This is a genomic window from Inquilinus limosus (assembly GCF_051487185.1).
GTDB classification, from domain to species: Bacteria; Pseudomonadota; Alphaproteobacteria; order DSM-16000; family Inquilinaceae; genus Inquilinus; species Inquilinus limosus_F.
In genome coordinates this window covers 26,128-51,450 of the sequence record NZ_JAHVDK010000019.1, presented here as the reverse complement: position 1 = coordinate 51,450, position 25,323 = coordinate 26,128, and the positions used below count along the sequence as shown (strand labels likewise).

Genomic DNA, 25,323 nt, shown 5'->3' with positions numbered 1-25,323 from the left:
TCGGTGATCACGCCGGCGCGGCGCTCTGCGACCCGATGAGGGACCTGATCCGCTCGGCATCTTCCGGCGTCGCCGGATTGTAGATCACCATGCCGAGATCGGGCCGGCCGTCGATGCCGAAGGCCGAGAATTCAAAGGCGAGCGGCCCGGCGATCGGGTGCCGCAGACGCTTCACGCCTTCGCCGTAGCTGCGGACGTCGTTATCGCGCCACATCGCCTCGAAGTCGGGGCTGAGCCGGCAAAGCTCGTCCACCAGCGCTTCCACCTTCGCCGCGGCGCCGGCACGCGCCGCATCGGCTCTGAATGCCGCCACCACGAAATGGGCGACGCCTTCCCAATCGAACTGCGCGGCGCGGACGCGGGGATCCAGAAAGATCAGGCGCAGGATGTTGCGCTGCTCCGGCGGCAGCGACCCGTAATCGGTCAGCACCGCGGCCGCGGCGCGGTTCCAGGCGACGACGTCCCAGGTGGCGGTCTTCACCAGCGCCGGGCTGAGCTCCAACGCGTCGAGCACGCGCTGCAGCCGCGGCGTGACCCCCTCGGCCGCAGCCTGCTGGTAGCGGATCCCGGGCGGACGGCCGAGGCCGAGCAGAAAGAGGTGTTCGCGCTCGACATCCGTCAGCATCAGGGCGCGGGCGATGCGGTCGAGCACATCGGCCGAGGGCGCGCCGCCCCGCCCCTGTTCGAGCCATGTGTACCAGGTGGCGCTGATATTGGCGCGCTGGGCCACCTCTTCCCGGCGCAGGCCGGGCGTGCGCCGGCGCGATCCGGACAGGCCGAAGGCCGCCGGATCGAGCTTGGCGCGGCGGTCCTTCAGATAGGTTCCCAGCGGGTTGGCCTTCGCGAGCGGCATGTCGATCCTGCTAGGTATTATACCTGTATAACGCCACCTATTTACCAGGATAGCATGCAGGGAGACAGTCGCCTCCGTCCTCAAACGGAGATGTTCTCATGCGTGTCTTCGTCACCGGCGCTACTGGTTTCGTCGGTTCCGCCATCGTCCGGGAGCTCATTGGCGCGGGCCATCAGGTGCTCGGCCTGACCCGCTCCGACGCGAGCGCCGAATCCCTTCTTGCCGCGGGCGCCCAGCCGCACCGGGGCGACCTCGATGATCTGGACAGCCTGCGCAGTGGCGCCGCGCAGTCGGACGGCGTGATCCACACCGCCTTCATCCACGACTTCTCGAAATTCCGGGAGAATTGCGAGATCGATCGGCGCGCCATCGAAGCGCTCGGTGACGTGCTCGCGGGCTCCGACCGCCCGCTGCTCGTCACCTCCGGGGCCGCGATCCAGGCGCGGGGCCCGATCGCGACCGAGGAGGATGCGCCCGTTCCCGGCTCCGACTCCTATCCCCGCATGTCCGAAGCGGCCGCCGCCGCAGTGGCGGCGCAGGGCGTGCGTGCGGCGGTGGTGCGCCTGCCGCCCTCGGTCCATGGCGACGGCGATCACGGCTTCGTCCCGATCCTGAGCCGCCTGGCCCGAGAGAAGGGCGTATCGGCCTATGTGGGTGAGGGGCTCAACCGCTGGCCCGCCGTGCACCGACTGGACGCTGCCGGAGTCTACCGGCTGGCACTGGAGCGCGGCTCCGCCGCCGGGACCCGGTATCACGCGATCGCCGAGGAGGGCGTGCCGTTCCGCGACATCGCCGCGGTGATCGGCCGCCGCCTCGGCGTGCCGGTGGTCGCCAAATCCGCCGAGGAGGCAGCGGCCCATTTCGGCTGGTTCGCCATGTTCGCGGGGATGGACGTCCCGACCTCGAGCGAGCGGACCCGCGCCCTGCTGGGCTGGGAGCCGAAGCAGCCGGGCCTGATCGCCGATATCGACCGGCCGGCCTATTTCGAGGGCTGAACCGACGGACGGGCCGGTCCCTCATCCTCCCGCGTCCAGGCGGCCGGGTTTGGTCATCTGACCTTCCTCGGCCCTGGCGCAGGCCTTGTTGGCGGCGCGCTCGATAGCGACGGCGTGCGGCCCCTCCTCGGGTCCGTCAGTCCAGGTGATCTGGACGACGCCGCGGCTGTTCGTCTTATAGCTGCCGCGATAGGGGCCGCAGCTCACCGACCCGGCCCCCAGGCCGGAGGGAAGGACGGTCCAATCCTGCGGATCACGACACTTCGCCATGCTCGGAGAACTGCATGCGCCGGGCGTGGGTTCCGGAAGGCTCTCGCGCCAAGGCGAGTTGTGGCGAGCAATGTCTGGGATGGGATGGCGGAGAGGGAGGGATTCGAACCCTCGGTGCCCTTGCGGACACAACGGTTTTCGAGACCGTCCTATTCAACCACTCTAGCACCTCTCCGCGAGGCGCGGCGGGTGGTGTCGAGACCCCCTCCGCGTGGCCGGCGCGGACCATAGTCGAGAGTGTGCGGCCATGCAAGCATCGATCGTGGGCGGATTCACCCGGCCCGCTCCATTCCGGCGTTGACAGCCGGGCGCGCCTGACTATAGTGCCGCGTTCACGGACACGGGTGCTGGTTCCGGCTGGCACCCGTGCCTGTTTTTGATCACCTGAGGACTGGCCGGCTACGGGTCGTCCTCCTAGTCGACGGCAGCTTGACCATGTTCGCAGTCATCCGCACGGGCGGGAAGCAGTACCGGGTTGCTCCGGACCAACTTGTCACGGTTGAGCGTCTCGACGCCGAGCCCGGCGCGTCCGTCACCCTGGACGAGGTGCTGATGGTCGGCGGCGACGGCGCCATCAAGATCGGCACGCCCGTGCTGGCCGGCGCCTCGGTCACCGCCGAGGTGGTCGAGCAGACCCGTGGCCCGAAGATCATCGTCTTCAAGAAGAAGCGCCGCCAGAACTACCGGCGGAAGAAGGGCCACCGCCAGGACCTGACGGTGCTCAAGATCACCGCCATCGCCGGCGCGTAAAGAGGAGATCGAGAGATGGCTCATAAGAAGGCCGGTGGTTCGTCGCGCAATGGCCGCGATTCGGCGGGTCAGCGCCTCGGCGTGAAGAAGTTCGGCGGCCAAGTCGTCGTCCCGGGCAACATCATCGTCCGCCAGCGCGGCACCAAGTTCCATCCCGGCGTCAATGTTGGCATGGGCAAGGACCACACCCTGTTCGCGCTCGTTCCCGGCAACGTCCAGTTCAAGACCGCCGGCGGCCGGACCACGGTGTCGATCGCCCAGGCGGACGCCGCCGAGTAACGCCTCGCCCCCGCGGGGGCTTGCAGGCTTGGGATTTGGTGAAGCGGGGGAATGGGCGACCATTCCCCCGCTTCCTATTTTGATGCGACAAGATCGGGGCCGGCCGGCGGGCCGGCGGCACAGAGCGATTCGGCCATGAAGTTCCTCGACGAAGCCAAGATCTTCCTGAAGAGCGGCGACGGCGGGAATGGCTGCGTCGCCTTCCGGCGCGAGAAGTTCATCGAGTTCGGCGGCCCGAACGGCGGCGACGGCGGCCGCGGCGGCGACGTCTGGGTCGAGGCGGTGGACGGGCTCAACACCCTGATCGACTACCGCTACCAGCAGCATTTCAAGGCCGAGCGCGGCCATCACGGCATGGGCTCGGACCGCTCCGGCGCCAAGGGCCAGGACGCGGTGCTGCGCGTGCCGGTCGGCACCCAGGTGCTGGACGACGACAAGGAGACGGTGCTGGCCGACCTGACCGAGGTCGGGCAGCGCATCCGGCTGCTCAAGGGCGGCGACGGCGGTTTCGGCAACGCCCATTTCAAGACCTCGACCAACCGCGCTCCGCGCCGGGCTGATCCCGGCTGGCCGGGGGAGGAACGCTGGGTCTGGCTGCGGCTGAAGCTGATCGCCGATGCCGGCCTCGTCGGCCTGCCCAATGCCGGCAAGTCGACCTTCCTGGCCGCCACCAGCGCCGCCAGGCCCAAGATCGCCGACTATCCCTTCACCACGCTGCATCCGAATCTCGGCGTGGTCCGGGTCGACGACCACGAATTCGTGCTGGCCGACATCCCCGGCCTGATCGAGGGCGCGCATGAGGGCGCCGGGCTCGGCGACCGCTTCCTCGGCCATGTCGAGCGCTGCGGCGTGCTGCTGCATCTGGTCGACGGCACCCAGGAGGACGTGGCCGAGGCCTATCGCGTGGTCCGCGGCGAGCTTGCGGCCTATGGCGCCGGCCTGGCCGGGAAACCCGAGATCGTCGGCCTGAACAAGACCGACGCGCTGGACCCTGGGACGCTGGCGGCGCGGCTGAAGACGCTGAAGGCGGCGGCCGGCCGCAAGGCCAAGGTGATGGCCCTCTCCGGCGCCACCGGCGGCGGCGTGCAGGAGGTGCTGCGCCTGCTCTGGACCCGCATCGCCGAAAGCCGCCCGGCCCCGGCGGCCGAGGAGCAGCCGGCACCGGCCGACATCACCCCATGGGCGCCGTCCGACTCCGACTGAGCGGTCCGGCCGACCAGGAGGCGGTGGCTGCGTTCCTGACGGCGCATTGGGGTGCGCCGCTGATGGCATTGCATGGCCGGCTGATCGATCTCCGGGACCTGCCCGCGATCGTCACAGAGCCTTTCGGGCGGGGCCTCGCCACCTTCGACCCGGAGGCCGGCGAGCTGATGTCGCTCGACGCCGATCCGCCAGGGCAGGGCGTCGGCACCGCGCTGGTCGAGGCGGTGGCGGCTGAACTCAAGGTCTGCGGCCATCGGGTGATGCGGGTGACCACGACCAATGACAATCTCGACGCGCTTCGCTTCTACCAGCGCCGCGGCTTTCGCCTGGTCGCGCTCCGCCGCGGCGCGATAGAGGCGGCCCGCCGACTCAAGCCGTCGATTCCGCTGGTCGGCGCCCATGGCATCCCGATCCGCGACGAGATCGATCTGGAGCGACCGCTCTGACTTTATTGTCATTGCCGGGCTTGACCCGGCTATCCAGCGGATGTCGACAGTCTCTGGATGCCCGGGTCAAGCCCGGGCATGACAGTTTGAAGAATTGGGCGACCCGAGACTCGGTCTTCAACGACCTTATCGTCTGATGAAGACGTGCCGAAGGCTGACTCAACGCCGCACATAGACCCACGCCTCCAGCCCGGATTTCAGCCGGACCAGGATCCGCTTGTAGTCGGAGACCTCATAAGCGTCGGCGGCGTGGAGCTCGGTCTCCGTGATGCGGAACACCGTGCCCGCCACCTCGTCCGCCGCATCACCGCTGGGCTCGACGATCGGATGGAAGCGCTTGCCGCTGGTCCGCACCACCTCCGGGTCGGTGATCTCGATCTCGCCGCGGCGCCAGCCGGGAATCGTGTCCAGCGTCCCCTCCAGCCGGCGGCCGAAGGAGGCGAGCTGGACATTCTCCTGCTGCAGCGTGCCATAGGAGAACAGGAGGACGGTCGCGGCCTTGGTCATGCGTCTGGCTCCGGATCGGATGCAGCAAGCGGATCATAGCGGCCGTGCCGCGGGGCGGGGAGGGTGCGGAACGGCTTGGCTGGGATGCGGTCGGGAGGCTAGGAAGGGGGCCTTGCCTTTCGTCCGTCGAATGCCGTCATGACCGCTTCCCTTGCCCAGGCCCGCCGCATCGTCGTCAAGGTCGGATCCGCCCTGCTGGTCGACCCGCGCACCGGGCAGCTGCGTCGCGCCTGGCTCGACGCCCTGGCGGACGACGTCGCCCGCTGCCGCGCGCGCGGGCAGGAGGTGATCATCGTCTCCTCCGGCTCGATCGCGGCGGGGCGCGAGCATCTCGGCCTCAAGGGCCGGCCGCTCAGGCTCGAGGAGAAGCAGGCCGCCGCGGCCACCGGCCAGATCCGCCTGGCCCACGCCTATCAGGAGACGCTGGCCCGGCACGACATCACCGTAGCCCAGATTCTGCTGACGCTGCAGGACACCGAGGACCGCCGCCGCCACCTGAACGGCCGCGCCACGATCGAGACGCTGCTCAGGCTCGGCGCCGTGCCGGTGATCAACGAGAACGACACGGTGGCCACGGCCGAGATCCGCTTCGGCGACAACGACCGGCTGGCGGCGCGGGTGTCGCAGATGATCTCGGCCGACACGCTGGTGCTGCTGTCCGACATCGACGGCCTCTACACCGCCGACCCGAAGCGCGACCCCTCGGCGACGCTGATCCCGGTGGTCAGCGAGCTGACGCCGGAGATCGAGGCCATGGCCGGCGAGGCGCTGCCCGGCTATTCCTCCGGCGGCATGGTGACCAAGCTGGTCGCCGCCCGGATCGCCATGGGCGCCGGCTGCCGCATGGTCATCGCCATGGGCAAGGAGGCGGCGCCGCTCAAGCGCATCGAATCCGGCGCGCCCTGCACCTGGTTCGTGCCGGGAGCGGAGCCGCGAACCGCGCGCAAGCGCTGGATCGCCGGGTCGCTGAAGCCGGTCGGGGCGGTGGTGATCGACGCCGGCGCCGCGAGGGCGCTGGCCGACGGGCGCAGCCTGCTGCCGGCCGGGGTGACAGCGGTCGAGGGCAGCTTCCGCCGCGGTGACCCGATCGCGGTCAAGGACGGGGAAGGCAGGGTGCTGGCGCGCGGCCTTTCGGCCTATGATTCCGACGATGCCGACCGTATCCGCGGCCACAAGAGCCGCGAGATCGAGGCCATCCTCGGCTATCGCGGCCGGGACGAGATGATCCACCGCGACGACCTCGTTCTCGGCTAGGCGGCGCCCAGGCAGATCGCGCCGAGGGCCACGACGGCGCAGGCCGCGAGCCGGCGGGGCGTCAGCGCCTCGCCGAGGAAGATCCGGCCGATCACCGCCGCGAAGACGACGCTGGTCTCGCGCAGGGCGGAGATCGGGCCGGCCGGGCCCAGCGAGAAGGCGACGACCACGGCGCCATAGGCCAGCAGCGACATCACTCCGCCGGCCAGCGCCTTCAGCGTCTCCGGCGATCGCAGGTCGACCGTGATCCGTCCGCGCAGGGCGATGAAGGCGGCCGGCATCAGCAGCCCGTAGATCAGGAAGATCCAGGCGGCGTAGGCCTGCGCATTCCCGGCCTGCCGGACGCCGATCGCGTCGGTCGTGGTGTAGCCGGCGATGAACAGGCCGGTGACGAGCGCCAGCACGATCGAGACCGGCGTCGCCCGTCTGCGGCCGATGGCGAGGCTGATGATGCCGAGGCAGACCAGGACGATGCCGAGCAGGGCCGGGTCCGGCGGCCGCTGCCCCGTCGCCAGGAAGGCGCCCAGCGTCACCAGCAGGGGCACGCTGCCGCGGACCACGGGATAGACCTGGCCCAGCTCGCCATGGCGGTAGGCGAAGACCAGGAAGACGCTGTAGCCGACCTGCAGGGCGGAGGAGAGCAGGAGATACGGCCAGCTCGCGGGCGCGGGCAGCGGCAGCAGGGCGGCCCAGGGAATCGCGACGGCCGTGGCCGCGACGTTCATGACCATCATGGACCACAGCCGGTCGGCGCCGGCGCGCAGCACGGCGTTCCAGGTCGCGTGCAGCACGGCCGCGAACAGCGCCAGCCCGATGACAGCGGGGCTCATCCCCGTGTCCGAGCGGCGGAAGAAGCGATGATGAATCGGCCGCGCATGCTGTCCCCCATCCCTACGCCGGCATGACCCGGATCAGGTTCAGGGGTCGTCCCGCTGTGCGGGACCTCTCAGCCAGGCTCGGCTCCCCCTGGTGGCCGGGAGAGTATGGGCGGGATCTTCGGACCGGGCAATGGCCGCCGGGCTATGGCGCGGCCCGGCTCACCAGATGGTCCCGGTACCGCTTGCGCAGCTCGGTCTTCTGCAGCTTGCCGGTGGCGGTGTGCGGCAGCTCGTCGACGAAGACCACGTCGTCCGGCAGCCACCATGTCGCGACCTTGCCCTCGAACCAGGCCAGGATCTCCTCCTTGGTCGGGCTCTGGCCCGCCGCCGGCACCGCGACCAGCACCGGCCGCTCGTCCCATTTCGGGTGGCGGGCGCCGATCACCGCCGCCTCGCGCAGCTTCGGATGGCCGACGGCGATGTTCTCCAGCGCGATCGAGCTGATCCATTCGCCGCCCGATTTGATCACGTCCTTGGCGCGGTCGACGATCTCGACATAGCCGCTCTCGTCCATGGTCGCGACGTCGCCGGTGCGGAACCAGCCGTCCAGGGTGAAGGCGGGGTCGTCGTCGCGGCCGAAATAGGCGGCGGCCACCCAGGGCCCGCGTACCAGGATCTCGCCGAAGGCGACCCCGTCCGCCGGCACGTCGCGGCCCTCGGCGTCGACGATGCGCAGCGCGATCCCGGGGATCGGCCGGCCCTGCTTGCGCTTCAGCGCCAGCCGCTCGGCCTCGTCCCGGCCGACGGTCTCCGGCTTCGGCGCGTTGAACAGGCCGATCGGGCTGGTCTCGGTCATTCCCCAGGCATGGCCGATCTCGACGCCGTAATCGCGCTCGAACGCCTCGATCAGCGGCAGCGGGCAGGCCGAGCCGCCGATCACCAGCCGCGGCGGCCGGGTGAAGTGTTGGCCGCTCTCGCGCAGATGGGCGAGGAGGCCGAGCCAGATCGTCGGCACGCCGGCCGAGAAGGTCACCCCAGCCTGCTCGATCAGCCGGAACAGCGAGGCGCCGTCCAGCCGCGGCCCGGGCAGCACCAGCGACGCCCCGGCCAGCGGCGCGACGAAGGGGATGCCCCAGGCGTTGACGTGGAACATCGGCACCACCGGCATGGCGACGTCGGTCGCGCGCAGGCCGAAGGCGTCGGGCTGGTTCGCGGCATAGGCGTGCAGCACGGTCGAGCGGTGCGAGGACAGAACGCCCTTCGGCTCGCCGGTGGTGCCGGAGGAATAGCAGAGGAAGGCGGCCGTGTTCTCGTCGAAGACCGGCCAGTCGAACGTGTCCGGATGGCCGGCGATCAGCGCCTCGTACTCGAGGATCTCGAACCGGGCGGCGAGGGCAGTGGGCACCGGCTCGGCCGGCGGCTCCAGCAGCACCAGGGTCTTGAGATCCGGCGGCAGCCGGTCGCCGATCCCGGCCAGGATCGGCAGGAACATCGGGTCGAGGAACAGATGCGTGTCGCCGGCATCGGTCAGGATGTAGGCGATCTGGTCCGGGAACAGCCGCGGATTGACCGTGTGGCACACCGCGCCGATGCCGCTGACGCCGTAATAGAGCTCGAGATGCCGGTGGTCGTTCCAGGCCAGCGTCGCCAGCCGCTCGCCCCGGGCGACGCTGCGCCCGGCCAGGGCGTGGGCCAGCCGGGCGGTGCGGGCGGCGATCTCGGGATAGGAATGGACGACGGTGCTGCCGTCGCGGCGCTGGGTGGTCACCCGGGAGTGGCGGTGGAAGCGTGCCGCATGCTCCAGCAGCGATCCGATCAGCAAGGGTCCGTGCTGCATCCGACCGAGCATCGCCTCCTCCCCTTCTGTCGCGGCGGGCGTGCCGCCTTTCACAGAGAGTAGGGGGAAAGCAGGTCGAAGCTACAGAGAAACTGGGAAAAGCCGCCCGCCAGGAGAGCTTCAGAGCGGCGCGAGCAGGTACTCACGGTCGACGGAAGAGGCATGCACGCGGTGGTCGAAGCCGTAGATGTGCAGGGAGATCGCGACCGAGTCGCCGTCATTGACCATCTGATGGATGTTGGGATGCGTGGTCGCCAGGCTCGCGATGTCGCCCGGCTGGTGCACGGCTTCCCAGGTCTTCGCCGCCCGCATCTCGTCGATGGCCCGGAAGCGGATCTCGGTCAGGCTGCCAATGACGATGCCGAAGGCGCAGGAACAGTGGTGGTCATGGATTGCCGTCCGGGCGCCCTTGTCCCACACCATCGCCCAGACGCTCGTCTCGGAATCGCCCCACAGCAGGTTGCGGGCGTAGCTGCCGGGCCGGTGCTCCAGGTCGAGATCGCAGATGAGCTCGGGATGTGCCGTGAAATGCTCTAGCATCGCCCGTGGCGATCCACCGAAGTCCGGCAGGGTCCTCAGCATCGTGCCCGCCAGCCTCGCGGTGGACCGGAAGGCATCTGATATGGCTGCGTGATTCATGGTGCGACCTGCCTCTCGATGCATGAGAGACAGGGTATGCCCGACCCATGGGAATCAGCTTGCGTTGTTGGCGGAAGCGAGCTTGTTTGTGGAAATTGATTTTCAAGTTTCGCGAATTCGATAGAATCTGTTTCTATGATTGGCATTCTGGGTGATGCCGTCTGCCCAAAGCGGAGGCGTCGCCGCCACAGAAGGGAACCCATGCCGTGGCCCCGCCGACGCGGCTCAAGCTCGATGAGATCGATCTCAGGATCCTGAAGGCGCTGCAGGCGGACGCGACGATCGCGCTTGCCGACCTCGCGGCAAAGGCCGGCATCTCCGCCACGCCGTGCTGGCGCCGGGTGCAGAAGCTGGAGCAGGCGGGCATTGTCCGCAGACGCGTGGCGTTGCTCGACAAGGCGGCCCTCAATGTCGGCGTGACGGTGTTCATCGCCGTGCGGACGAACCAGCACACGGTCGAATGGCTCGAGCGCTTCAGCCGCGCCGTGCGCGACCTCCCGGAGATTGTCGACGTCTATCGCATGAGCGGTGAGATCGATTATCTGCTCAAGGCCTATGTCGCCGACATCGGCAGCTATGATGCGCTCTACAAAAAGATCATCGCGCGGATCGAGCTGGCGGACGTCACCTCGATGTTCGCCATGGAGGAGATCAAGTCGACGACCGAGATCCCGCTCACCTTCGTCTCCCCTTGAGCTCGGCGGACCGGGTTCCCGGCGGCTTTCGCCTCGCCGGCAGCGTCGATGATTCATGCGCACAAAAACAAGCCGCGGGGGACCGCGGCTTGGTTGAGGTCGTTAGGAAGCGGAAGGGTGCAGAAGGTACTGCACGTGTAACTATACCATAAACGCGACGAGGGTGGAGTGTTTTTCTAAAGGACCGGCGCGAGGCGATTGATCGGACAAAGAAAAATTGACATACAAATCGTCTTGTATTTCGGCGTCAGTACTATAGGGGGCGAAGTTTACGTTACGCTGTGAAGTTTCTTCCTAGAGTTCTGATTCGGAACGCTTTTGGGCGGTATCCTTGGGCAGCGGCACGGTCAGGGTCGTCCGCGTGCCGCCGTTCCGGTCGATGGTCAGGCTGCCGTCCAGCCGGCGGACCATGGCCTCGACCAGGGTCATGCCGAAGCCGCGCCGGCTGCCGTCGTCCGGCCTTCCGTCATCGACGATGGTCAGGGTCAGGCTGTCGGTGCCGGTGCGGTGCAGCGACACGGCGATATGGCCGCCGCGGCCGTCGCGGAAGCCATGCTTCAGGCTGTTGGTGACCAGTTCGTTGACGATCAGGCCGAGATGGATGGCGCTGTCCAGCGGGATCTGCTGGCGCGGCGCCTCGACCGTCAGCCCCACCGGGCCGGTGGTGGCGGCGAAGGTCGACTGCAGATGGGCGCACAGTTCCTGGACGTAGCTGCCGGCGTCGATATGCGACAGGTCGTCCGACCGGTACAGCTTCTGATGCACCAGGCTCAGCGACTGGATGCGGTTGCCGACCACCGCCAGCTCCTCCCGCACCGCCGGCTCGGTGGCGCGCGAGGCCTGCAGGTTCAAGAGGCTGGAGATGATCTGCAGGTTGTTGTTGACGCGGTGATGCACCTCGCGCATCAGCACGTCCTTCTCCTCCAGGCTGGCGCGCAGCGCCCGCTCCACCTCGCGCAGCTGGGCGTTGGCGGCGATCAGCTGCTCCTCGCGCTGGCGCAGCTCGGTCAGGCTGGCGATCTGCTCGATCGTCTGCCGGTGCACCTCCTCGAACGGGTCGACGCCGGTCTCGTCCGCCAGCGCCGCCATGGTCCGGTGCGCCAGCGCCGTCGGCTCGCGGCCGGCGGCGGCGGGCAGCTCCTTGCGCATCAAGAGGCGGACCACGCCGCGGGCGTGGCGCAGCTCGACCCAATCCATCAGCGCCCGCACCGCCGCGGTGTCGAGGCGCGGCCGCTGCTGTCCCTGGCCCGGCGGCCGGCGTGGCGCGGCCAGCACGATCTCCAGCGCCATCGGCGGGCCGGCGGTGACCAGCAGCGACACATTGGCCTGCTCGTAGCGCGCCAGGAAGCTGCGCGTCATGGCCGAGGCGGCGGCGACGATCCGCACCCGGTCACGGCCGTCGAAGCCCAGCTCGGTCGCCACCAGCCGCACGCGCTGCCGGGCGGCGATCACGTCGCGTTCCTCGCGGGTGTCGATGGCGGTGATCAGCGCACTGGTCATGGGAGAGCCGCCACCCGACCCGGTCGCCATCCCGGCGTCAGGCCGGCGCGAGCGGCGGATGCATCGCCAGGGCCTGGCCGATCACCGAGATCAGCGCCTCGGGGCGGAACGGCTTGGTGACGACGAAGGTCGGCTCCAGCCGCTCGCCGGTTAGCAGCCGCTCGGGAAAGCCGGTGACGAAGACCACCGGCACCGAGATGCCGTTCAGGATCTCCTGCACCGCCTCGATGCCGCTGTCGCCGCCCTTGAGCTGGATGTCGGCCAGGACGATGTGCGGCGAGGTGCGCTTCGACAGGGCCACCGCCTCGGCATGGTCGGCGGCGGTGCCGCAGACGGTGTGGCCCATCTCCTCGACGATGCGGGCGATGTCCATGGCGATCAGCGGCTCGTCCTCGACGATCAGGATTCGGGCCGGGTGCTGGCGCTGCATCTCCTTCCGGGCGGCGTCGAGCTGGTCGCGCACCTCCGCCTCCGGCAGGTGCAGGATGAAGCCTACATCGGCGAAGGAGAAGCCTTCGAGCGAGACCAGCAGCAGGACCTGGCGCTGCGTCGGGGTCAGCTGCGACAGCCGGGTCTCGACCGGCACCAGCCCCTCCAGCGGCGCCGCCGCGGTCTCCTCCTCGTCGGCGGCGTGCAGGAGGGTGCAGACGTCGTGGAATACGGCGAAGAGCTGGACCCGCAGGTCGCCGTCGGGCGAGATCCGCTGCGGGTCGGCCAGGATCGCCTCCAGGAACACCCGCATGTACTGGTCGCCCCGCTCCTGCGACCCGACCAGGGCCCGGGCATAGCGCCGCAGGTAGGGCAGGTGCTTCAGGATCTCCTGGGAAGTGCCGGTCATTGCGTCCACCTTGACGAATGCGGTAAGGGCAGCTCGTCGAGCGCTATGCTTAGCGGCCGTCGGCCGTGATCGCAATCCGTATCCAATGCTGCAGAAACTGTTCGACGGGCAAGGGGTGGCACAGGAACTTCCATACGGATCGGGGATTGGTATTGTAGCGCGCGCCACTATCGGCCGAAGCAGAGCGGGATCGAGTGTTGATGAACCGACGGCGAGGCGAGCGGACGCGGAGGCGGGAACCCGGGGCGCGGCCGGCCGACTCCGGCCGTCCGGCACCGGACCGCCTGAAGCGGCCGCCGCAATTCGACAACTGGCTCTCGCAGCAGCTCCGATCGTTGTACGATCCGGTGCTGGAGGAACCGTTGCCGGACGATCTGGTGCGGATGCTCGAGGAAAGCGCCAAGCGCGCGGACAAGCCGAAGGAGGATAAGGATCGCTGACCGAAACCGGCGCGGCGGGTTGCGGACGGGCCGAATTTCTGCCTCATTCGGTGCCGAGAGTCGCGATCGTACCGCCATGAATCCCGCGTGGGCGGCACGGCCGTCGGCGTCAACAAGGAGGGGAATGTGCCATTCGACTTTCACGCCGAGCTGACCAAGGCGATCCCGCATCTGCGGGCCTTCGCCCGTTCGCTCAGCGGTGATGCGGATCGCGCCGATGATCTGGTCCAGGACGCGATCCTTCGCGCGCTCCGGGCCGAGAACCAGTTCACGCCGGGCACCAACTTCCGGGCCTGGATCTTCACGATCCTGCGCAACCAGTATGTCAACCAGCTGCGGCGTCGGAAATTCGTGGCCGAGCCGAAGGACGGGGTCGATCTCGATCTCCTCTGGGTGCCGCCGTCGCAGGATTCGAAGCTGGAGTTCCAGGATTTCCGCCGGGCGCTGATGATGCTGACGCCCGATCAGCGCGAGATCCTGCTGATGGTCGGCGCCTCGGGCTTCAGCTACGAGGAGGCGGCGGAGATCTGCAACTGCGCCGTCGGCACGGTGAAGAGCCGCCTGTCCCGGGCCCGGCGCGAGCTGGCGAGGCTGCTCAGCGCGGGGCGAGGATTGGCGAGACGAGGCGACTTCGCAGGCGAGCGGCGCGGACGCGGAGCCGCCGCGGCGCCGGCGAAAGTGATGCGGCCTCGTCTCGCCCTGCAGCCCGCGTCGAGGCGGACGGCGTAGCGGCCGTCGCTTGGTCCCGTTTCAGCGAAGCGGGCGGCCTTCGGGCCGCCCGTTTCGTTTCAGCCCTGTTTCCCCGGATCCCGCGGCGCCGTCAGCTCGCTGACGATCGGGCTGGTCGCCGGGCGGTTGACGAAGGGCTCGCGCTCCTCCGCCGGGCGGGCCTGGCGGCGGGTCATGCGCCAGGCGGTGAAGAGGGCGGTGACCGCCGCCACCGCGGCGCCGTAGAGGAACAGGCCGTTCGGCCCGATCCGGTCGATCACGGCCGAGGCGACCAGCGGCCCGGCGCAGGCGCCGACCCCCCAGGACAGCAGCAGGCTGCTGGACAGCGCCACTGCCGTGCCGCGCGGCGCCAGGTCGTTGGCATGGGCGACGCAGATGCCGTAGGTCGAGATCGAGGCCGCGCCCCACAGGCCGAACAGCACTGCCAGCAGCCAGTCCGACTCCGGCCGCACCAGGGCGAGCGTCAGCGACACCAGCATGGTGACGATGCTGGCGCCGAGCATCACGCCGCGCCGGTCGATCCGGTCCGACAGCCGGCCCAGCGGCCATTGCGCCAAAAGGTTGCCGACCTGGGCCATGGCCGGGATAGCGCCGGCCAGGCCGGCGCTGAGCCCGACCGCGAGGCCCCAGATCGGGCCGATCGAGGCGACGGCGTTGTTGATCAGCCCGCTGGCGACGCAGCCGATCAGCGCCGCAGGCGCGATCCGGTACAGCTCGCGCAGCGGTAGGGTGCGAAGCGCCGCGATCGACGGGGTGCCGGCCCGGTTCAGCGCCACCGGGATCAGCGACATCGAGTAGAACGCCGAGGCGATCATGAACAGCCCCAGCACCACCGGCCCGCCAGTGAGCAGCAGCACGAACTGGCCGCCGACCAGGGCGACCTTCTGGACGATGGTGTAGACCGAGAACACCCGGCCGCGATGGGCGTTCGGCGTCATCTCGTTCAGCCAGCTCTCGGCCACGGTGAACAGCCCGGCAGAGCAGAAGCCGGTGACCAGGCGCAACGCCATCCACAGCGCCGGGTCGGGGGCGACGGCGAAGCTCAGCGCCGTCACCGAGCTGGCGGCGGCATAGGCGGCGAAGGCGCGGATATGGCCGACCGCGCCGATGATCCGGACCGACAGCACGCAGCCGGCGAGAAAGCTCAGCGAATGCGCCGTCGCCACGGCGCTGTAGGCCTGGATCGAATAGCCGGCCTCGGTCAGCGAGATCGGCAGGATCGTGATCAAGATGCCGTTGGCGATCTGCAGGACGGAGATGCCGAGGATGATGGCGGCGACGGGCAGGTAGAGGGCGGGCATGGTCCGGGCGGCGCGGGGCGTTCCTTCGCAGGCAAGCGCGGCCCGGCGAGGCGTGTCAAACGGCGTGATCGAAGGGCAGCCCCGATCTGTCTGGCATGGCCCGATCGGGGAGGTTCCGGCCGGCGCATCGTCGGGCTAGGGTGGCGAGCACAACCCTGGGAGGGGGCATGCGGGGCTTGGTTGCAACCGGGCTCGGGCCGTGGAAGCTGCAGGCCGTGGTGGCGGCGGTGTTCGCCGTCATCGTCCTGGCGATCGCCGGCGGCCTGATCTGGTACAACAATGGCGAGGTGACGAAGCTCGTCCGCGCCGATGCCAGCGCCCGCTTCGATCGGGTGGTCGAACGGGTGCGGGGCGAGTTCCAGGACGGGCTACATCTGGCCCAGGTGGTGCTGGACACCTCCACGCTGACGATCGAGACCGATGTGCCCGAGGACCATCTGGGTGTGGTGGCGGGCGGCACGCTGCGCGACCTCGAGAAGGTGCTGCCGGCAGCCACCTCCTTCTTCGTCGCCTGGAACGATGGCCGCTTCGTCCTGGCGGAGTCGCTGGCGACGGCGCGATTGCCGGAGATGAAGGCTACGGCGCTGCCTGGGGCGACCTATGTGCTCGAGTTCGTCGACCGCCGCTCGAACGGTGCGACCGCGCGCTGGGTGATAACCGACGCCCAGGGGCGTCCGCTCGGCGAGCCGCGGACGGCGCCGACCGACTTCGACCCCCGCACCCGGCCCTGGTACGAACAGGCATTCGCCACCGCCGGGGCGATCGTCACCGAGCCCTATCGCTTCGCCAACATGAACCAGGTGGGCCTCACCCTGGCGCGGAAGTCCCGCCTGGCCGGCGACGTGGTGTTCGGGATCGACATCGGCCTCGCGAGCGTCGACAGCACCCTGGCCGATCTGCGCAGGCAACACGGTCTCGATCTGGTGGTGTTCAGCCGGTCCGGAGAGCTGATCGCCCATCCCGACGGTGTCCGCTTCCGCACCGAGTTCCGGGAGGCGCGGGCGGAACATCTGCCGCGGATGACCGAGCTGGGATCGCCGATCCTGGCCGAGATGTACCGCAGCTTCCAAGCTGTCGGCACCGGCCGGAACTTCATGGGCCAGCTCGGGGACGAACCCTATCTCGAACGCTTCGAGCTCATTGCCTCCAACATGCCCGATATCGTGCTCGGCATCGCTTATCCCTACGACCTGGTGGTCGGGCCGGCCGATCGCATCCGGTTCACCTCGCTGCTGATCGGCGTCGGCGCCACCCTGCTCGCGCTCGGCATCGTCATGGCCGCGGCGCGCGCGCTGGCGCGGCCGCTGCGCCGGGTGACGGCGGAGCTCGGGCAGATCATGCGGTTCGACTTTCATGGCGGCGGCTCGACGCGGTCGCGGATCGAGGAGATCCGGTCATTGGCCTCCGCCATCGGGGTGCTCGGCCTGACGCTGCGGACCTTCGCCGCCTATGTTCCCGGGCAGATCGTCCGCGGCATCGTCGCCCAGAAGCTGGTCCCGGCGCTGGGCGGCCGGCGCCAGCCGATCACCGTGCTGTTCTCCGATGTCGAAGGCTTCACCGCCCTGGCCGAGGGGCTGGCGCCGGAGGAGCTGATGGAGCGCACCTCGCGCTACTTCAGCGCTCTGGGGGAGGAGCTGATCGCCAGCGGCGCCACCATCGACAAGTATATCGGCGACAGCGTCATGGCGTTCTGGAACGCGCCGGAGCCCCAGCCCGACCATGTCCGCCGCGCCTGCATCGGCGCCCTGAACGCGGCCGCGCGGATCGACAAGCTGAATGCCGAGTTCGAAGTGGAGGGCAGCCGGCCGATGCTGACCCGCTTCGGCCTGCACACGGGCGACGCGGTGGTCGGCAATGTCGGCTCGGTCGACCGCATGAACTACACGGCGCTCGGCCACACGGTGAACGTCGCGGCGCGGCTGGAGGCGCTGAACAAGATCCACGGCACCACGATCCTGGCCAGCGAGGCGGTGCGGCAGGAGGCGGGGGAGGAGTTCGAGTTCCGCTTCGTCGGCAACGAGGTTCCCCGCGGCGCACGCGAGCCGGTGCCGATCTATGCCCTGGTCGGGTTGCGCGGGGGGGCGGAGCCTCAGGGTTGAGGGCCGACATAGCGGGCCCTGGGGCGGATCAGCCGGGCCGCGGCGTACTGCTCCATCACATGCGCCATCCAGCCGACGCTGCGGCCGAGGGCGAAGACCGCCAGCGGCGCCTCGGGCGGCAGGCCGATCACCCGGGCCGCAAGCACCAGGGCGAAGTCCAGCGTCGGCTTCTCGCCGGTCAGGTCGGCCATGGTTTCGGCCAGGGTGCGCGCCACGGCCAGTTCCGGCGCTTCCGGCCAGCCGGCGGCGAGGCGGTCGAGCAGGTGCTGGCCGCGCGGGTCGCCTTCGGGATAGAGGGTGTGGCCGAAGCCGGGCAGGTCTTCGCCACGCTGCAGCCGCTCCACCACCGTCCGGCGGGCATCGTCGGCGGCCAGCACCGTCTCCAGGAAGGCCCCGGTGCGGGCGCTCAGGCCGCCGTGCAGCGGGCCGTTCAGCGCCGCCAGGCCGGCGGCGACCGCGGCATGCGGCGAGGCCCCGGTCGAGGCGGTGATGCGGGCGGCGAAGGTCGAGGCGGTCAGCTCGTGGTCGGCGCACAGCACCAGGGCCCGGCGCAGCAGGTCGGCGCCCTGGGGCGCGCCCCAGGTCTCCGCCAGGGCCTCATGCGCCGGCGCCGCCGAGGCCGGGCGCCGCAGCATCACCGCGGTCAACCAGCGCAGCAGGCGCGCGCCGGTGCGCTGCAGCCCGGCCGCAGAGCGGGCGAGGGCGCGGTCGTCCTCGACGCCGAGGGCCGGCAGCACGGCCATGGCCCGCTCCAGCGGCGGCAGGCCGGTGGCCCCGGCAGCGATGCGCGCGGCGGTCGGCGGCAGCGGCGCGGCCGGGGCGGCGAAGGGGTCGTCGGCGTCGACGGACCACAGCAGCCCGGCGACGCTCTCCAGCGTCGCGCTCTCGGCCAGCCGCACCGCGTCCCGGCCGCGGTAGTAGAGCCGCCCGCCGGCCACAAGGGTGATTCCTGACTCCAGTACCGGCTGGCCCCAGTAGAGGGGCGGCGGAGCGGATTCGGGCTCGGATTTACGGGCCAGGCGGCGGATGTCGGCGGCGGCGTAGCGGCGCTGGCGGCGGCCGGGCTCGGCGATCGAGCGGATCATGCCGCGGCTGACATAGGCATAGAGCGTCGCCACGCTGACCCCCAGCTCCGCCGCCGCCTCGCTCGCCGACAGGGTCGGTTCCTGGATCATGGGCGGCGGGGGAGGGGCCGGGACGAGACGACGGGCCTGCGCCGCTCCCTCACCCGAAATCGCTGCGCGATTTCGACCTCTCCCCGGGGGAGAGGTGAACCTTCCCTCTCCTCGGGGAGAGGGAGGGGCCCGACCCGCAAGGGTCGGGAGGGTGAGGGGGCATGCACGCTGTCGATCATCCAGATACATTGATCGCATCTATCAAGATTGACAACCTATTCCATTCGCTCGACCTGTTGTGCATCTGCGAAGAGGAGGTCGAGATGACGACAGGACTGGATGGTGTCGTCGCCGCCGAGACGGTGATGAGCCTGGTGGATGGGCAGCGCGGTGTGCTGGTGATCCGCGGCCTGCCGGTCGAGGAGGCGGTGCGGACGCTCGATTTCGAAGGCGTGCTGGCGCTGCTGTGGGACGGCTTCGCCGACACCGGCGACCTCAAGGCCCGGCTGGGCGCCGCCCGCGCCGCCGCCTTCCGCCACGTGCCCCGGCTGCTGCCGGCCGCGGCCGGGCTGCCGCCGGTCGACGGGCTGCGGGCAATGATCGCCGGCCTGGCGGACGACGAAGACGGCACGCCGCTCGGTCTGGTCGCGGCCATGCCGGTGTTCCTGGCGGCGCTGGTGCGGCAGGGGCAGGGCAAGCGTCCGGTCGCTCCCGACCCGAAGGCCGGCCACGCGGCCGACCTGCTGCGCATGCTGGCGGACAAGCCGGCCGATCCCAAGCTGGCGCGGGCGCTCGACGCCTATCTCGTCACCGTGTCCGACCACGGGCTGAACGCCTCCACCTTCGCCGCCCGGGTGGTGGCCTCGACCCTCGCCGGCGCGGTGGCCTCGGTCACCGCCGCGCTCTGCGCGCTCAAGGGGCCGCTGCATGGTGGCGCGCCGGGGCCGGTCCTCGACATGCTCGACGCGATCGGCATCGGTGCGGCCGCACCCGGCTGGATCAAGGCGGAACTCGCGGCCGGCCGCCGGCTGATGGGCTTCGGCCACCGCATCTACCGCACCCGCGACCCGCGCGCCGACGTGCTGAAATCGGTGCTGGCGGGCCTGTCCAGCCCGCGCATCGCCATGGCCGAGACGGTGGAGAAGGCAGCGCTCGTCGCCCTGCGCCGGCACAGGCCGGACCGGCCGCTCGACACCAATGTCGAGTTCTACACCGCGCTGCTGCTCGACGCGGTCGGGCTCGACCGGTCGCTGTTCACGCCGGCCTTCGCCGTCGGCCGCGTCGCCGGCTGGACAGCCCATATCCTGGAGCAGGAGCAGACCGGCCGGCTGCTGCGGCCCGACAGCCGCTATGTCGGCCCGCAGCCCAGCCTGGCGGCGTAAAGATCGGTTCAGACGCGTCCCTCTGCCGTCATTGCGAGCGTAGCGAAGCAATCCAGGACGGCTCGCACCGGCCCCTGGATTGCTTCGTCGGCTTCGCCTCCTCGCAATAACGAAAGGCTTTCGCCTGGCGGCTAGACGAACGCGAAGTCGTCCGCCTGCAGCGAGGACCGGTCGACCCCGAGCAGGATGATCTTGTTCTCGGCGTCGGCCGTGATCACGGTGCCGTCCGTGCCGTAGTCGCGGGCATGGGCCATGACCTCGGCGAAGCTGGCGAAGACGTCACGGTCGAACAGGATGACGTCCCCGGCCGCGCCGTCGAAGTCCTGGACCACGTCGCGGCCGAAGCCGGGCTGGACAACGACGACATCCGCCGCGATGCCGCCGGCGATCCGGTCGTCTCCGGCACCGCCGTAGATCCGGTCCCGGCCGCTGCCGCCGGCGATGACGTCATTGCCGTCGCCGCCGACCAGGCGGTCGTCGCCGCCCAGCCCGCCGATCCGGTCGTCCCCGGCCCCACCGCGCAGGGCGTTGGCGCCGGCGTCACCCTCCAGCCGGTCGGCGAAGGCGCTGCCGAGCAGGTTCTCGATGCCGGAGTAGGTGTCTCCGGCGGCGGCGCCGGTGTTGCCGGCCGGCCGGTCGAGGCTGGCCTGCACCCCGGCGAGGCTGGTGGCGTAGCCCGCTGCGTCGATGCCGTCGCCGCCGTCGAGGCTGTCCGCCCCGGTACCGCCTTCCAGCAGGTCGTCGCCGGCGCCGCCGCTCAGGGAATCGTCGCCCAGGCCGCCGGCCAGGTAGTCCTTGCCGGCGGCGCCGCTCGCGATGTCGTTCGCCACGCCCAGCAGCAGGACGTCCGGCCCGTCGGTCCCGTCATGGGTGGGGGTGCCGTTCTCCTGCAGATAGACGTCCGAGGCGTTGTTGGTGTCGCCGGGCGCCAGCGCGTCGTCGCTGGCGATGACGGTGGTGCCATCGTCGGCCGTGGTGTCGGTGGCCAGCGGTCCGCTGACCGACTGCTCTCCGGTGGTGTCGTCGTCGACCACGAGCTGGCCGTCCACGAAATGCACGTGGTAGCGCGGGCCGTCATATTCGGCGTCATCGCCGAGAAAGGTGCTGGTTCCGGCCTCGAAATCGCGCAGATACCAGCCGTCGGGCCCCGGCTCCCAGTCGCTGTCCTGCCGGTAGACGGCGTAGCGTGCATCGTCGGTGACGGTGACGTCGTAGGCGTCCCCGATGACGATCTTCTCGCCGGCCTCTACCCGATAGATGGTGGCCGGGTGAAGTAAGCCGGCCATCCCGAAGTACTCTTCGTAGAAATAGGCTGCGGCGCCGTTCGCCAGCAGGACCGGGGGGCCGTCGTACTCATAGGCGTCGCGGGCGTTGCCGATGTGGAAGGTGGTCCCGTCTTCGAGATTCCTCAGCACCACGTCGTCGGCATAGCCGTTGTAGGTCTCGGCCCAGAGCACGAGGCTACCGTCGCCCGAGATCCGCGGGCTTTCCCGCGTGATGGCCGGGTCCCACGGATCACCGGAGACGCGGCTGTAATACTCATCCGCCCCGACCACGAGGTTCAGGGTGGTGCGCTCGTCCGGCACCCCCGGGGCGGCGGCGCGGATGGCGATAGTGCCGGCCGCGGGACCGGCATAGTCGTGCGACAGATGGATCGAGTTGCTCCCCGGCTCCACGGTGTAAGTCTGCAGCGGGGAGCCGTCGCCCCAGCTGACCACGATCCGCGTGGCGCCGTTCAGGGCGAGGTCGAGGCCCAGCGCCTGACCGTCGGTCGGGTCGGGCGAGTAGGCGACATTGGTGATGAGCGGCATCTGAACCCTCCGAGATGGGAATTGGGTTCACGTCCTCGCAGGCGGGCGAGCCTCCGGCTATTCCGTTTTTGGGAAAGTTATCAGATCACGGCGGGATCGGACATCCGGGCCGGAGATTTCGTTCGAAAAAGAAGGTTTCGTTCGCTTGAGCCGAAGGGCGGATGGACGATTCGCTGAGGATTCCGTTGCGCCGCCGGATGTGAAGCCTGATTGCGCCTGGATGCCCGCGGCCGGGCCGGGAAAGGGCAGGGCCAGCTGGCGGGCGCGGTGCTCGGGCGCCGGTCGGATGCGGCCGCGGCTCGGGCACAGGTTCCGCACCGGGCAGTCGCCGCAGCGGGGCCGCCGGTCGGTGCAGTGGTCGTGGCCCAGCCGCTTGACCAGCCAGTGGTGCCGCTCGATCCGATCGTTGTCCCAGTCCGGCGGCAGCATCGCCAGCAGCGGTTCGTGCGCCGCCTCGGCGCCGGCGCGGCGGGAGACCAGCCCAAGCCGCTTCGCGGTGCGGAGATGGCCGGTCGAGACCGGCAGGGCGCGCATGCGCAGTCGGCTGAACAGCAGCACCGAGGCTGCTGTCTTCGGCCCGACGCCGGGCAGCTGTCGCAGCCAGGCGGCCGCCTGCGATACCGGCCACCCGGCCAGGAAGTCCAACTCCAGCCGGCCGCGAGCGGCCTGCAGCACCCGCAGCGCCTCCTGCAGGGTCTGCGCCTTCCTGTCCGGCCAAGTGGTGCGGCCGATCAGCCGCTCGATCACCGCCGGATCGGCGTCGAGCAGATCCTGCCAGCGCGGGAAGCGCACCCGCAGGATGCGGTGGGCGGCCATCGCCACCGCATCCTCGGTGCGCGCGGACAAGAGCGCCAGCACCAGCACCTCGACCGGGGCCGGATACAGCCAGCGCGGCGGCGGCCCGAAGGCGGCGGCCAGGGCAGCGTCGATCCGGACCAGGCGGGCGGTGGCGGGCATGGCGTCGACCATGCCGCAGGTTAGAACATAAAGGGAACAAGCGCGACTCGAATCGGAGAGGCACATCCGGGATTGATGAGCCTTCCAAATTCTCAAACCGTCATGGCGAGCCCCGAAGGGGCGTGGCCATCCAGGCCGCTCGCGCCGGCCCCTGGATGGCCACGGCGCTGCGCGCCTCGCCATGACGGATTCTAATGCGTCGCGAGCCGTCCTTCACCGGGCCTGATCACCAGGCCGTATACCCGCCGTCCGGGCCCAGGATCGCGCCGGTGAAGAAGCCCGAGGCGTCGGCCGCCAGGAACAGGGCGGTGGCGGCGATCTCCCAGGGCTCGCCGCAGCGGGCCATCGGCGTCATCTCGATCCAGGTGTCGTACCATTCCTTCTTGGTGCGGCCGGCCAGGGTCATGTCGGTGGCGATGTAGCCCGGGGCGATCGCGTTGACCCGCACTCCGTGCGGCGCCCATTCGCAGGCCAGCGACTTGGTCAACAGATGCACCGCGGCCTTGCTGGCGTTGTAATGCGCCTGGCCTTGCGGCTTGTTGACGATGATGCCGGACATCGACCCGATGTTGATCACGCTGCCGCGCTTGGCCGCCACCATGTGCCTGCCGAAGGCGCGGGCGCACCAGAACACGGCGTTGACGTTCAGGTCCATGACCTTGCGCCATTCCTCGTCGCTGGTCTCCAGCGCGTCGCTGTTGCGCGCCATGCCGGCGTTGTTGACCAGGACGTCGACCCGGCCGTGCCGGGCCTGGATGTCGTCGGCGGCCTTGGTCACCGCGGCGGGGTCGGTGACGTCCAACCGGATGAACTCGCCGCCCACCGCCTTGGCGGTTTCGGCGCCGATATCGGCCAGGATCTCGGCCACCACCACCTTGGCGCCGGCCTCGGCCAGCGCCTCGCAGGTCGCCCGGCCGATGCCGCGGCCGCCGCCGGTCACCACCGCCACGCGGCCGGATAGGTCGAATTTCTCGCGGTACATGGTCCTCTCCATCACATCGGGATCAGGTCGACCGCCCGGTCGGCGACCGCCAGAACCGGGGCGTTGGTGTTGCCGCTGGTCACCCGCGGCATGATCGAGGCGTCGATGACGCGCAGGCCCTCCACCCCGCGCACGCGCAGCGTGCGGTCGACGACGGCCATCGGATCGCCGTCCGGCCCCATGCGGCAGGTGCCGACCGGGTGGTAGTTGGTCTTGACCGTGCGCCGGCAATGCGCGGCCAGCTCCTCATCGCTGGTGGTGGCGTCGCCGGGGAAGATCTCGCCGGTCACCATTCGCCGCACCGGGTCGGCCGCCAACACCCGGCGGGCATAGCGCAGACCGGCGACCGACAGGCGCAGATCCTCCGGGTCGCCGAAGAAGGCGCAGTCGATCAGCGGCGGGTCGGCGGGGTTGGCGGAGCGCAGCGACACCGATCCGCGCGCCTTCGGCCGCATCAGGCAGGCGTTCAGCGTCACCCCGTCGGTCGGCTTGACGCCGGTGACGTCGCGGTCGAGATAGACGGTCGGCACGCAGTACAGCTGCAGCGTCGGGTCGCTCTGGTCCTCGCCATCCGGGTCGATGAAGGCGCAGGCCTCGACCCCGGTCGTGGTCACCGGGCCGGTCTTGAACAGCAGGTACTGCAGCCCGGCCAGGATCATCGGCAGGCCGCGGTCGCGGCCGAAATAGCCGTAGGCGCCGTTGGTGGCGGCGATCACCGGCACCTCATGGTGGTCCTGCAGGTTGGCGCCGACGCCGGGCAGGTCCGCCGTCACCGGGATGCCGTGCCGGGCCAGCGCCTCGGCCGGGCCGATGCCGCTCAGCATCAGCAGCTTGGGCGAGGCATAGGCGCCGGCGGCCAGGATCACCTCGCCGGCCGTGGCCCGGCGGGTCTGCCCGTCCTTGACGTAGTCGACGCCGGTGGCGCGGCCGCGCTCGATCCGGATGCGGGTGACCAGCGCCCCGGTCTCGACCGTCAGCTTCGGGTCGCCCAGCACCGGGGCCAGGAAGGCGGTCACGGCGCTGCAGCGGGTGCGGGTCCGGGCATCGATCGTGTGCTGCATGAAGCCGACACCGGCCTGGACGCCGCCGTTGAAGTCGGGCCGGTACGGCACGCCCATGCCCTGCAGCGCCTGGACGAAGGCGCGGCTCATGGCGCAGTGCTGGCCGAGATGCGAGACCTTCAGCGGCCCGTCCGTGCCGTGGAAGGGGGCGCCGAGATGGTCGTTGCCCTCCTGCTTGATGAAATAGGGCAGCAGTTCGGCCCAGCCCCAGCCGGAGCCGCCGCCGAGCTCCGCGTCCCAGCCGTCATAGTCCTGCGGCCGGCCGCGCATATAGACCATGGCGTTGACCGCGCTGCCGCCGCCCAGCAGCTTGCCGGTCGGGATGATCGGGGCGCGGCCGCCCAGCTGTTCCTGCGGCACGGTCTGGTTCAGGGTCAGATAGGTGTCCCGGTTCAGGAACTTCATGTAGCCGGCCGGCATGTCCAGCAGCCGGCTGCCGCGCCGTCCGCCGGCCTCCAGCAGCAGCACCCGCGCCCGCCGCTCGGTCACCAGCCGGCTGGCGACGACGCATCCGGCGCTGCCGCCGCCGACGATGATGTAGTCGTAGCCGTCAGCCATGGCG

Annotated in this window: 25 protein-coding genes, 1 tRNA gene and 1 riboswitch; of the genes, 11 read left to right on the top strand and 15 right to left on the bottom strand. The window is 70.0% G+C overall.

The features are described 5' to 3' along the window. Positions 1-7 precede the first annotated feature (7 nt). The gene (locus tag KXR53_RS21315; protein ID WP_437377278.1) at positions 8-853 is read right to left on the bottom strand and encodes a helix-turn-helix transcriptional regulator; all 846 of its coding nucleotides are present in this window, start codon (positions 851-853) and stop codon (positions 8-10) included. Positions 854-951: 98 nt separating this feature from the next. Between KXR53_RS21315 and KXR53_RS21310 the strand changes: the two genes are divergently transcribed. Next, positions 952-1,848, top strand: a complete 897-nt coding sequence (locus tag KXR53_RS21310; RefSeq protein ID WP_437377277.1) for an SDR family oxidoreductase — start codon at positions 952-954, stop codon at positions 1,846-1,848. A 21-nt stretch (positions 1,849-1,869) separates the two neighbouring features. Here KXR53_RS21310 and KXR53_RS21305 read toward each other — a convergent pair whose 3' ends face one another. After that, positions 1,870-2,118 (bottom strand): hypothetical protein, encoded by a 249-nt coding sequence (locus tag KXR53_RS21305; RefSeq protein ID WP_437377276.1) that lies wholly within the window; start codon positions 2,116-2,118, stop codon positions 1,870-1,872. An 85-nt stretch (positions 2,119-2,203) separates the two neighbouring features. Continuing rightward, a tRNA-Ser gene (locus KXR53_RS21300) sits at positions 2,204-2,293 on the bottom strand. A 260-nt stretch (positions 2,294-2,553) separates the two neighbouring features. Here KXR53_RS21300 and rplU point away from each other — a divergent pair. From rplU to KXR53_RS21280, 4 genes are all read left to right on the top strand, one after another. Beyond that, on the top strand, positions 2,554-2,868 hold the full coding sequence (gene rplU, locus KXR53_RS21295) for a 50S ribosomal protein L21 (protein WP_437377275.1): 315 nt from the start codon (positions 2,554-2,556) through the stop codon (positions 2,866-2,868). 15 nt (positions 2,869-2,883) lie between these two features. Then, the gene (gene rpmA, locus KXR53_RS21290; RefSeq protein WP_026871056.1) at positions 2,884-3,147 is read left to right on the top strand and encodes a 50S ribosomal protein L27; all 264 of its coding nucleotides are present in this window, start codon (positions 2,884-2,886) and stop codon (positions 3,145-3,147) included. A 135-nt stretch (positions 3,148-3,282) separates the two neighbouring features. Then, positions 3,283-4,350: a GTPase ObgE gene (obgE, locus tag KXR53_RS21285; protein WP_437377274.1), complete on the top strand. Its 1,068-nt coding sequence runs from the start codon at positions 3,283-3,285 to the stop codon at positions 4,348-4,350. 23 nt (positions 4,351-4,373) lie between these two features. Next, positions 4,374-4,796, top strand: a complete 423-nt coding sequence (locus KXR53_RS21280; RefSeq protein ID WP_437377273.1) for a GNAT family N-acetyltransferase — start codon at positions 4,374-4,376, stop codon at positions 4,794-4,796. A 159-nt stretch (positions 4,797-4,955) separates the two neighbouring features. Here KXR53_RS21280 and KXR53_RS21275 read toward each other — a convergent pair whose 3' ends face one another. Continuing rightward, the gene (locus KXR53_RS21275) at positions 4,956-5,303 is read right to left on the bottom strand and encodes a gamma-glutamylcyclotransferase family protein (RefSeq protein ID WP_437377272.1); all 348 of its coding nucleotides are present in this window, start codon (positions 5,301-5,303) and stop codon (positions 4,956-4,958) included. 138 nt (positions 5,304-5,441) lie between these two features. Between KXR53_RS21275 and proB the strand changes: the two genes are divergently transcribed. After that, a complete protein-coding gene (gene proB, locus KXR53_RS21270) occupies positions 5,442-6,557 on the top strand; it encodes a glutamate 5-kinase (RefSeq protein WP_437377271.1) in 1,116 nt (371 codons plus the stop codon). Here the strand turns inward: proB and KXR53_RS21265 are convergent. The 3 genes from KXR53_RS21265 to KXR53_RS21255 form a co-directional block, all read right to left on the bottom strand. Beyond that, positions 6,554-7,387, bottom strand: a complete 834-nt coding sequence (locus KXR53_RS21265) for an EamA family transporter (protein WP_437377270.1) — start codon at positions 7,385-7,387, stop codon at positions 6,554-6,556. The two genes, proB and KXR53_RS21265, sit on opposite strands and share 4 nt — an antisense overlap. A 41-nt stretch (positions 7,388-7,428) precedes the next feature. Next, positions 7,429-7,534: riboswitch (TPP riboswitch) on the bottom strand. Between the two features lie 43 nt (positions 7,535-7,577). Next, on the bottom strand, positions 7,578-9,224 hold the full coding sequence (locus KXR53_RS21260; RefSeq protein WP_437377269.1) for a long-chain-fatty-acid--CoA ligase: 1,647 nt from the start codon (positions 9,222-9,224) through the stop codon (positions 7,578-7,580). Positions 9,225-9,332: 108 nt separating this feature from the next. Next, the gene (locus tag KXR53_RS21255; RefSeq protein WP_437377268.1) at positions 9,333-9,794 is read right to left on the bottom strand and encodes a cysteine dioxygenase; all 462 of its coding nucleotides are present in this window, start codon (positions 9,792-9,794) and stop codon (positions 9,333-9,335) included. Between the two features lie 263 nt (positions 9,795-10,057). Here KXR53_RS21255 and KXR53_RS21250 point away from each other — a divergent pair, with 263 nt between their 5' ends. Then, positions 10,058-10,546, top strand: a complete 489-nt coding sequence (locus KXR53_RS21250; RefSeq protein ID WP_437377267.1) for an Lrp/AsnC family transcriptional regulator — start codon at positions 10,058-10,060, stop codon at positions 10,544-10,546. 294 nt (positions 10,547-10,840) lie between these two features. Here the strand turns inward: KXR53_RS21250 and KXR53_RS21245 are convergent, their stop codons facing one another. Both KXR53_RS21245 and KXR53_RS21240 read right to left on the bottom strand, forming a co-directional pair. Continuing rightward, a complete protein-coding gene (locus KXR53_RS21245; protein WP_437377266.1) occupies positions 10,841-12,046 on the bottom strand; it encodes a sensor histidine kinase in 1,206 nt (401 codons plus the stop codon). A 37-nt stretch (positions 12,047-12,083) separates the two neighbouring features. Then, positions 12,084-12,884, bottom strand: a complete 801-nt coding sequence (locus KXR53_RS21240; RefSeq protein ID WP_437359074.1) for a response regulator — start codon at positions 12,882-12,884, stop codon at positions 12,084-12,086. A gap of 200 nt (positions 12,885-13,084) precedes the next feature. Between KXR53_RS21240 and KXR53_RS21235 the strand changes: the two genes are divergently transcribed. Both KXR53_RS21235 and KXR53_RS21230 read left to right on the top strand, forming a co-directional pair. Beyond that, positions 13,085-13,324: a NepR family anti-sigma factor gene (locus KXR53_RS21235; protein ID WP_437359193.1), complete on the top strand. Its 240-nt coding sequence runs from the start codon at positions 13,085-13,087 to the stop codon at positions 13,322-13,324. A 126-nt stretch (positions 13,325-13,450) separates the two neighbouring features. Then, positions 13,451-14,053 carry a sigma-70 family RNA polymerase sigma factor gene (locus KXR53_RS21230; RefSeq protein WP_437377265.1) on the top strand — a complete coding sequence of 201 codons (603 nt, stop codon included), beginning with the start codon at positions 13,451-13,453 and terminating at the stop codon, positions 14,051-14,053. A gap of 59 nt (positions 14,054-14,112) precedes the next feature. Here the strand turns inward: KXR53_RS21230 and KXR53_RS21225 are convergent, their stop codons facing one another. Beyond that, the gene (locus tag KXR53_RS21225) at positions 14,113-15,354 is read right to left on the bottom strand and encodes an MFS transporter (protein WP_437377264.1); all 1,242 of its coding nucleotides are present in this window, start codon (positions 15,352-15,354) and stop codon (positions 14,113-14,115) included. 167 nt (positions 15,355-15,521) lie between these two features. Between KXR53_RS21225 and KXR53_RS21220 the strand changes: the two genes are divergently transcribed. Continuing rightward, positions 15,522-17,453 (top strand): adenylate/guanylate cyclase domain-containing protein, encoded by a 1,932-nt coding sequence (locus tag KXR53_RS21220; RefSeq protein WP_437377263.1) that lies wholly within the window; start codon positions 15,522-15,524, stop codon positions 17,451-17,453. Here the strand turns inward: KXR53_RS21220 and KXR53_RS21215 are convergent. After that, positions 17,444-18,628 carry a citrate/2-methylcitrate synthase gene (locus tag KXR53_RS21215; RefSeq protein WP_437377262.1) on the bottom strand — a complete coding sequence of 395 codons (1,185 nt, stop codon included), beginning with the start codon at positions 18,626-18,628 and terminating at the stop codon, positions 17,444-17,446. The genes KXR53_RS21220 and KXR53_RS21215 overlap by 10 nt on opposite strands. Positions 18,629-18,891: 263 nt before the next feature. On the opposite strand from KXR53_RS21215, the gene KXR53_RS21210 reads away from it, so the two are divergent. After that, positions 18,892-19,950 carry a citrate synthase/methylcitrate synthase gene (locus tag KXR53_RS21210; RefSeq protein WP_437377261.1) on the top strand — a complete coding sequence of 353 codons (1,059 nt, stop codon included), beginning with the start codon at positions 18,892-18,894 and terminating at the stop codon, positions 19,948-19,950. Between the two features lie 131 nt (positions 19,951-20,081). On the opposite strand, the gene KXR53_RS21205 is transcribed toward KXR53_RS21210, so the two are convergent. From KXR53_RS21205 to KXR53_RS21190, 4 genes are all read right to left on the bottom strand, one after another. After that, on the bottom strand, positions 20,082-21,761 hold the full coding sequence (locus KXR53_RS21205; RefSeq protein WP_437377260.1) for a calcium-binding protein: 1,680 nt from the start codon (positions 21,759-21,761) through the stop codon (positions 20,082-20,084). A 57-nt stretch (positions 21,762-21,818) separates the two neighbouring features. Then, on the bottom strand, positions 21,819-22,718 hold the full coding sequence (locus tag KXR53_RS21200; protein ID WP_437377259.1) for an endonuclease III domain-containing protein: 900 nt from the start codon (positions 22,716-22,718) through the stop codon (positions 21,819-21,821). 226 nt (positions 22,719-22,944) lie between these two features. After that, the gene (locus tag KXR53_RS21195; RefSeq protein WP_437377258.1) at positions 22,945-23,700 is read right to left on the bottom strand and encodes an SDR family NAD(P)-dependent oxidoreductase; all 756 of its coding nucleotides are present in this window, start codon (positions 23,698-23,700) and stop codon (positions 22,945-22,947) included. An 11-nt stretch (positions 23,701-23,711) separates the two neighbouring features. After that, complete coding sequence (locus KXR53_RS21190; RefSeq protein ID WP_437377257.1) at positions 23,712-25,319, bottom strand: GMC family oxidoreductase; 1,608 nt, start codon at positions 25,317-25,319, stop codon at positions 23,712-23,714. Positions 25,320-25,323: the final 4 nt, after the last annotated feature.